Genomic DNA, 7145 nt, shown 5'->3' with positions numbered 1-7145 from the left:
TTGGAGCTCTGTGTCTTTCATCAGTTTTTTTTGAGGGAATAGCCGTTGCTTTCAAAATTGAGGGCGGGATTCAAAAAGCTGTTTTTCCTTCTTCATTTTATGGATTTATTAATTTATTCTTCGGAGTTTTATTTTCTGCTTTTTCAGAAGAAGTTGTTTACAGGTTTTATCTTCCACAGGCTTTCAAGGAAGTCCTATCGAAAAAAATCAGCAACAACCTAAAACTTTGGGTTTTGAGCGAACTTATTTCTCTCCTGCTCTTCTCTTTGGGGCATATTTATCTTGGATTTCTTGGATTTTTAAATGCACTCGTCTGCGGTTTCTTTTTAAGGTTCTGCATGATAAAAACTAAATCTATCTGGATTCCTTTTGCAATTCATGCTGTTTATAATTTTTTATCACTGTTGATGCTTTTTGCTTTATCTTAGCCCCTCATTACAAGGGACCAAGTTTTTCAGAAAAATGCTAAATCTCCATGTTCATAACATGACGGACTTCTTCCAAAGTTTTCTGTGCAATTTCTCTTGCCTTTTCAACACCTTCATTAAGCACTTTCTTTATTAATTCAGGCTGCTGTTCGAGTTCAGCACGCTTTGCCCTCAAAGGACGGAGATGTTCATTCAAAGCTTCGGTTAAAGTAGATTTCAACATACCGCCACCGCCATCACCGATTCTTTCAGCAATAGCTGCTGGTTCTTCATCAGTACAAAGAGAGATGATTCTGAGCAAATTTGCTACCTCTGGACGATTGACAGGATCGTATGAAATATGCCTGTCCTGATCAGTTTTTGCTTTTTTGATAAGTTTTGCGGTTTCATCTTCTGTAGCCGAAAGCATAATTGTATTACCGAGGGATTTACTCATCTTCGCGCTTCCATCCAATCCCATAATCATAGGAGTTTTTGAAAGAAGTGCATGAGGCTCAGGGAAAACAGGCTCAGAATTTTTACAGAATTTGTTGTTAAAGCGACGGGCAATCACCCTTGCAATTTCAAGATGAGGCAACTGATCTTTTCCGACAGGAACAACATTTCCTTTGCAGAAAAGAATATCTACAGCCTGATGTACCGGATATGTGTACATACCTGCATTCAATGGAATTGTTGATTTTGCAATCTCATCTTTTACAGTAGGATTTCGATTAAGCTCGGCATTTGTAACAAGTGTGAGGAACGGAACCATAAGCTGATTTGCTTCAGGAACATGGCTATGCGGATAAATGCATACATTTTCACCAGGTTCAATTCCAGCTGCAAGGTAGTCAATAACGAGCTGTTTTGTATTTTCGCTGATTTTATCGAAAGCATCATGATCTGTTAAAACCTGATAGTCAGCAATCAAAATCATAGTAGGTACACCAAGTTTTGAAAGGCGTACACGATTTTTAAGAGAACCAAAATAATGCCCAATATGAAGACGACCAGTTGGCCTGTCACCTGTCAAAACACGGTATTTTTTGGGATTTACGGCGATGTCCGCTTCGATTTTTTCACTCATCCTCATGGCTTCAGCCAGGATTTTATCTGCATTTGTCTCCAATTCGTCTGACATAATTCACTTCCTTAATTTTTCAATGCGTCTATTTTAGCATAAAAACTTAAATTTATCCACAGATTTATATAGATTCTCACAAATTAAAAAGAACTATATAATAGAAATACTATGGCAAAAATGAAATCAATTGAAAAACTTGAAGCATGGATAGACAGCTATCTAAATTTTGAAAAAACACCTAAAAAAAACATTTTCTGGCTCGATACAATGAACTACTTCTGTGAAAAATTCGGTCATCCAGAGAATTTCGCCCCATGTTTTCATGTGGCTGGCAGCAAGGGAAAAGGCTCGGTCTCTACATTCATTGCCTCTATTCTTGACGAAGCCGGATTTAAGACAGGTCTTTACACCTCCCCGCATATTCTTGATTTTATAGAAAGAGTTTCCTCACCAAAAGGAGAATTTGACGAGGAAGTTTACGATAAGGCCGTAAAAGAAATCATGGATGGCGTTCAAAACACAAAAACAAGCGAGCTTCCTGCAGAACGGCCAATTACATGGTTTGAGTTAGTCACACTCTTTTCATTCCTGGTTTTCCGACAGGCAAAAGTTGATTATTCAGTATTTGAGGTAGGTTTAGGTGGCCGCCTGGACTCCACTAATGTTGTCAAACCGATTTGTTCCGTCATAACGCCAATCGAACTTGAACATACGGAATTTCTCGGAGACAGTTTTGAAAAAATCGCATTCGAAAAAGGCGGAATCATAAAAGAGAACACACCTGTCATAATTTCAAAACAACGACCGGAAGTACGAGAGGTTTTAGAAAAAATCGCCGAAGAAAAACATTCTCAGGCATTTTTTGCAGAAGATCTAGTTACAGACTTCAAGTTTTATGTAAAAAATATCTCTAGCTGTATACAAAATCACAACGAAATAGCTAACGGTAATACACAAAAAGCCAATAACTGTATAAAAAATCATACAACTTACGATGATAAAATGATTTTTCCGCTAACAAGTGTAGAATTTTCTGCTAAAATTTTCTCTCGGCCATTAAAATTTAACTTACGAATGTTAGGAAGTGTTCAGGCGGAGAATGCTGCACTGGCAGCAATTGCTGTAAAAACAGCGATTCCATACATCAGTGAAGAGCAGATTGAAAAAGGTCTGTCAAAAGCAAGTATCCCGGCCCGTTTTGAAGTTATACCGAATCCTGAAGGCTTTGAAAAAATTCCTTTCCTGATTCTTGATGGTGCTCATACAGTAAACAGCGTAAAATTCACAATGGAGACCATGAACAGCATTTTTGGAACAGCTTCAATAAAACAGGATTCTCACTTGACTTCACCTGCTTCAAAGCAGAACCGCTGGAAGCTTCTTTTTGCCTGTGCCGCAGACAAAGATGCAAAAGACATCGCCCCACTATTCAAAAATTCTTTTACGGAAATTTTTCTCACAAAACCTGGAAATGTAAAGGCATCTGATTTGAATATGCTAACGAAAGCTTTTGATACCGCTGGGCTTCAATACGACTGTGACGAAGATTTTGAAAAACAAATAATGAAGGCATTAAAAAAAGCCCATGACGAAGAATCAATACTTCTCGTCACAGGCTCATTTTATCTGATTGCAGAAGTCAAAAAAATTATGCTAAAGATGCAGAAAATCTAAGCTTAAAATCCATAATCAACATCTTCTGATTTTTTTACCGGAGCCTGAAAAACCTGTTTCATGACCTCCATTGCCTGCTTGACCGGGATAAAAGTAATTCCTTTTTTGACATGTTCAGGAATGTCATCCAGGTCACGCTCATTGGCTTTCGGAATAAAGATTGTCTTGATTCCATTTCTGCGGGCAGCAACAGTTTTTTCACGGAGTCCACCAATCGGCATTACGGCTCCAGTCAAATCAAGTTCTCCAGTCATTGCCACATTCGGCTTAATCGGACGATTGGTAAGAAGAGACATGAGAGTAGTTGCCATCGTGATTCCGGCACTTGGTCCATCTTTTGGTGTTGCACCTTCAGGAATATGAAGATGAATTGTATTTCTTTCAAACCAGCTCGGATTTTTGATTTTATGCTCAATTGCATATTGTTTAACCCAGTTCATTGCAATCTGAGCAGATTCCTTCATTACATCACCCATTTGGCCTGTAAGCTGAAGTCCGCCTTTTTCGCTCTGGAAGGCAATACTTTCGATAAGAAGAGTATCTCCACCCATGCTAGTCCATGCTAAACCAATTGCAGTTCCAGGTCTTTCAGCACGCTTAATTTCGCTCTCATCAAAAACTGGCTTACCAAGATATTTGTCCAAATCAGGAGCATCAATCGTGAAAGATTCTTTTTTAAGAGAATCAATTTCTTCATCCGTAATAGATTTTGTCACAGAGCCAAGCTTTTTGCTTTCTGGAAGAATTCCCGTAAGGATTTGCGTAACAAGCTTACGGTGAATTTTATCTATGCACTTTTCGTAATGACGCACGCCTGCTTCACGAGCATATTCTTCAGCAATCCTCAGCAAAGCTTCTTTTGTGTATTTGACCTGAGATTTTGCAAGTCCATTCTTTACAAGATTTTTTGGAACGAGATATTTTTTTGCAATCTCTAGTTTTTCCTGATCGATATATCCAGGTATTGAAATAATTTCTGCCCTATCAAGAAGCGGCTCAGGAATTTTATCCAAAGTATTTGCAGTGAGAATAAAGAACACATTTGAAACATCAAACGGCAAATCCAGATATGAATCACGGAAGCTAACATTCTGTTCCGGATCAAGAACTTCAAGCAATGCCGAAGCCGGATCGCCACCAGAATAACTTGCCCCCATCTTATCAACTTCATCAATTAAAAAAACGGGTGCTTTTGTTTTTGCAATCTTTAAGCCCTGCAATATTTTACCAGGCATAGCTCCGACATAAGTTCGTCTGTGACCTTTGATTTCAGCTTCATCACGCATGCCGCCTACACTAAAGCGATAGAAAGGCTTTCCCATTGCTTCGGCAATTGAATGACCGATAGAAGTTTTACCGACTCCAGGCGGACCGACAAGAATCATGATCGAGCCTTTGTTGTCATTTTTTAATTTTCGGACGGCAAGGTATTCCATTATGCGCTTTTTAACATCGTCCAAACCATAATGGTCTCTTTCAAGGATTTTTGCGGCCTTAACCAAATCGTAATTTTCTTTTGAATCATCTTTCCAAGGCAAGGTACATACAAGTTCAAGATAATTGCGAGAAACAAAGTATTCACTTGAACTTGGGTCCATTAATTTGAATTTTTCAAGTTCATTCTCAACAGTGTCTAAAATTTCCCCTTCAAATTCAAAATCGGCAATTCGTGCCTTGAATTTCTGATAATCAGAACCATCCTCACCGACACCGAGTTCATCCTGAATCATCTTCATTTCTTCGCGAAGGAAGTATTCCCGCTGATTCTTTTCAAAATTTTCGTTAAGTTCGTTCTGAATTTTCTTTTGAATTCTAAGCAAGTCCTGGTCTTTTTTGATATAGACCAAAACTTGCTCCATCCTTGCACGGACATTTACCTCTTCAAGAACTTTCTGCTGGTCAGCTTTTTCAACATTTAAAACAGAAGCTACAAAATCAGCAATTTTGCCGGGATTATCGATGTTGACCATGTTGAGGCGCATTTCTTCAGAAAAAAGAGGATTGTTTTCACTAATTTCCTTCATTTCACTGATGAGTGCGCGAGTGAGGGCCTTTACTTCAAATGTATCAAATTCTTCATCTTCAAGATATTCAACTGCCGCAACGATAGGATTTGAGGCACTGAGAGTTTTTCGGATTCGAAATCGCTTTATAGTGGAAATGAAGATGTTTACGCCACCATCGGGAAGATTGATTTTTTTGATGATTCGGGCAACAGTTCCTACTGTGTACAAATCTTTTATTGCTGGAGCTTTATCGCCGTCTTTTGCATCATCATCTTTTAAGAGGACAAGACCGATAAATCCATCACCTTCGTAAGCCTGTTCAATCGTGCGTGTATCCGCACCGGAATTAATCATTACAGGTGTGAAAATTCCAGGAAACATTGGACGTCCTGCGACAGGAATAATGCTTAATTTGGAAGGAAGAAAATCTTCAATTGGAAGGATTTGTGCGTCTTCCCCTAAATCTTTAAGGGAAACCTTTCGAGTGCGCTTGCCGCGTTTTTTATTAGATTTATCCTCTTCGGGTTGTTCAGAATCATTTTTAGTTTCAGATTCAGGTTTTTCTAAATTATCAACATTGACTTCAATATCAAAGTTATCCTTCATAAAATCCTTGAAGGCTTCTTTTGAGTCATCTATATTTTCGTTGTTGTTAATTTCATCGTCTTCTTTTGCCATACTATAAATATAATGTAATAAATGCCTATCGGCAAGAAAGATAGCAAATTTTTGTGCAATACGCTATCATTTATTTTATGAAAAATGAACACTATTTTGACTGGGCGGCAACGGCTCCATGTAATGAAGATATTCTGCGGGAATCACTTGAAATTGCAATAAAATATGACGGAAATCCATCCTCGACACATTCAACAGGAAAAGAAGCACGCCAGATTTTGGAAAAAGCCCGTGAATCTTGTGCTGAAACTCTTGGTGTAAAATCAAATCAGATTATTTTTACATCTGGAGGTACAGAAAGCGACCATATTCCACTCCTTTCATGCCTCAATACGCCTTCAAAATCAGGAAGAATAATTCTTTCTTCCATTGAACATCCAGCCCTTCGAGAAGAATGTGCCATGCTAAAAAAACAGGGCTATGATGTCGTGAGCGTCAATCCAGATTCAAACGGTTTTATCACTCCACAATCAATTGTTGAAAAACTCACCAGTGACACGATTTTTGTGACCGTTATGGCAGTAAACAACGAAACTTCATGTATACAACCGATTTATGAAATAGCCGATGCCATTACGAATGCCTCAAAAGAAAAGAAAAGGCCTCATTTTCATGTTGATTGCGTTCAGGCTGCAGGAAAGATTCCGCTGAACCTGTCTTACAAGGGAATTGACTCTGCAGCACTGAGTGCACATAAAATTTCCGGCCCGCGTGGAATCGGAATTCTGTACCTTTCAAAACCGCTCAATTCTTTTTTAGTTGGTGGCGGTCAGGAACAGAATATACGAAGCGGAACAGAAAATCTTTTTGGAGCAGTTGCCTTTGCAAAATGCCTGCAAAATTATTATATAAATCAAAATGAAGCAAAAGAACGCTTTGAAAAACAGCAGGAATGGACTCGTGATTTCCTGAAAAAACTTAAAACCTTAGAAAAATGCCGTCTTGTTCCAACTATCCGTGAAGATTTCAGCGATAAAATACAATCTCTTTTCAGTCCATGGATTGTACAGGCTGCCTTTTTAGGAATTCCGGGAAATGTAATGGTTCGTGCTTTAGACGCAAAGGGATTCTGCATTTCAACAGGAAGTGCCTGCTCTGCCAAAAAACAAAGCCGCCCGATTCTGGCTGCTATGAATGCCAGCCGTGAGATTCAGGACAGTGCCGTTCGGTTCAGTTTTGGACCTTTCACAACTAAAAAATCAATGGACGAACTATTTGAAGCAGTAAAAGAAATAACAAAAGATTTCTGGTAATAAAAAAACGCCACACAACTGTGGCGCAAACTTTTCATAA

General features: G+C 38.7%; 5 protein-coding genes. 3 read left to right on the top strand and 2 right to left on the bottom strand.

Features of this window, described 5'->3' with window-relative positions:
• Positions 1-428: CPBP family intramembrane glutamic endopeptidase (locus Q0Q74_RS11290; protein ID WP_294430926.1), on the top strand; the 428-nt coding region annotated here is incomplete at its 5' end.
• Between the two features lie 37 nt (positions 429-465).
• Here the strand turns inward: Q0Q74_RS11290 and trpS are convergent.
• Entirely contained in the window at positions 466-1551 is a 1086-nt protein-coding gene (gene trpS / locus Q0Q74_RS11285; protein WP_294430925.1) for a tryptophan--tRNA ligase, read from the bottom strand.
• 111 nt (positions 1552-1662) lie between these two features.
• Here trpS and Q0Q74_RS11280 point away from each other — a divergent pair, with 111 nt between their 5' ends.
• Positions 1663-3168, top strand: coding sequence for a folylpolyglutamate synthase/dihydrofolate synthase family protein (locus tag Q0Q74_RS11280; protein ID WP_294430923.1), 1506 nt, complete (start codon positions 1663-1665; stop codon positions 3166-3168).
• Between the two features lie 2 nt (positions 3169-3170).
• Here the strand turns inward: Q0Q74_RS11280 and lon are convergent, their stop codons facing one another.
• A complete protein-coding gene (gene lon / locus Q0Q74_RS11275) occupies positions 3171-5852 on the bottom strand; it encodes an endopeptidase La (RefSeq protein ID WP_294430921.1) in 2682 nt (893 codons plus the stop codon).
• 77 nt (positions 5853-5929) lie between these two features.
• Here lon and Q0Q74_RS11270 point away from each other — a divergent pair, with 77 nt between their 5' ends.
• Entirely contained in the window at positions 5930-7105 is a 1176-nt protein-coding gene (locus Q0Q74_RS11270; protein ID WP_294430919.1) for a cysteine desulfurase family protein, read from the top strand.
• The last annotated feature ends 40 nt before the right edge of the window (positions 7106-7145 follow it).

The sequence above is a fragment of the uncultured Treponema sp. genome (genome assembly GCF_946187725.1).
In the GTDB taxonomy this organism is placed as follows: Bacteria; Spirochaetota; Spirochaetia; order Treponematales; family Treponemataceae; genus Treponema_D.
The sequence above is the reverse complement of the archived record's forward strand: the minus strand, read 5'-3'. Positions and strand labels throughout refer to the sequence as shown.